General features: G+C 53.4%; 1 protein-coding gene. It reads left to right on the forward strand.

From position 1 onward, the window contains the following. Nucleotides 1-191: 191 nt before the first annotated feature. Nucleotides 192-1,391: a tyrosine--tRNA ligase gene (gene tyrS, locus D8V06_RS29050; protein ID WP_130907140.1), complete on the forward strand. Its 1,200-nt coding sequence runs from the start codon at nucleotides 192-194 to the stop codon at nucleotides 1,389-1,391. The last annotated feature ends 91 nt before the right edge of the window (nucleotides 1,392-1,482 follow it).

Genomic DNA, 1,482 nt, shown 5'->3' on the forward strand with positions numbered 1-1,482 from the left:
AGATGAATTGGAAAAGATGAATGACATGATGAAGATGAAATAACTGTATAAAATATAACCAAATCATCTCTGAAGCAAGTCCACGGATATCGCTGTCTGTGGATTGGCGTCCGTGCGCCGGGCAAACCTTGTATTTGACGCACGTTCTTGTATGGTTGGTTCCCTTTGAATCTGAGCCTTGCAGGTTGGTTATGAAGTCGGTTGAAGAGCAGCTAGCGCTGATCAAACGTGGTGCAGAAGAACTGTTGGTCGAGTCCGAGCTGGTGGAAAAGCTCAAGCGCGGCCAGCCGCTTCGTATTAAGGCAGGCTTCGATCCGACCGCGCCGGATTTGCACCTGGGTCACACCGTGCTTATTAATAAGCTGCGCCAGTTCCAGGAGCTGGGGCATCAAGTGATCTTCCTGATCGGTGACTTCACCGGGATGATTGGCGATCCGAGCGGCAAGAGTGCAACGCGTCCTCCGCTGACTCGTGAGCAGGTTCTGGAGAACGCTGAGACCTACAAGACTCAGGTATTCAAGATTCTCGATCCTGCCAAGACTGAAGTGGCCTTCAACTCCACCTGGATGGACCAGATGGGGCCGGCCGATTTCATTCGCCTGACTTCCCAGTACACCGTGGCTCGCATGCTCGAGCGCGATGACTTCGACAAGCGCTACACGACCAATCAGCCAATCGCTATTCACGAGTTCCTGTATCCGCTGGTTCAGGGTTACGACTCGGTCGCCTTGCGTGCGGATGTCGAGTTGGGTGGTACTGATCAGAAATTCAACCTGCTGATGGGGCGAGAGCTACAGCGTGGGTATGGTCAGGAGGCTCAATGCATTTTGACCATGCCGTTGCTCGAAGGCCTGGATGGCGTGAAGAAGATGTCCAAGTCTTTGGGCAACTATGTCGGTATCCAGGAAGCGCCGGGAGTCATGTACGGCAAGCTGGTTTCCATTCCGGATGCGCTGATGTGGCGTTATTTCGAGCTGCTGAGCTTCCGTTCCATGGATGAGATCAATGCATTGCGTGCTGATGTCGAGGCGGGCGCTAATCCGCGTGACATCAAGATCAAGCTGGCTGAAGAGATTGTTGCTCGTTTTCACGGTGAAGAGGCCGCCGCCAATGCTCACCGCGGAGCCGGGAATCGCATGAAGGATGGCGAGCTGCCGGATGATCTGCCTGAGATCGAATTGACTGCCGCAGAGGACATGCCGATCGCAGCTGTCCTTAATAAGGCTGGCCTGGTCAAGAACTCGGCCGTGGCGCGAGATCTACTTGGGTCTGGTGGTGTGCGTGTAGATGGTGAGGTCGTGGATCGCACCTTTATATATGCACTGGGCGCGACCCATGTTTGCCAGGCAGGTAAAAAGGCATTTGCGCGTATTACGCTCAAATCCGAATAAACTTGAAATAAGGGGTTGACGGCGAATTTTAGAAGCCTATAATTCGCCCCACTTCCGGCGCAGTCGAAACGGAAAACTCCTTGGTAAACAA

The sequence above is a fragment of the Pseudomonas sp. Sample_24 genome (assembly GCF_004307605.1).
In the GTDB taxonomy this organism is placed as follows: Bacteria; Pseudomonadota; Gammaproteobacteria; order Pseudomonadales; family Pseudomonadaceae; genus Aquipseudomonas.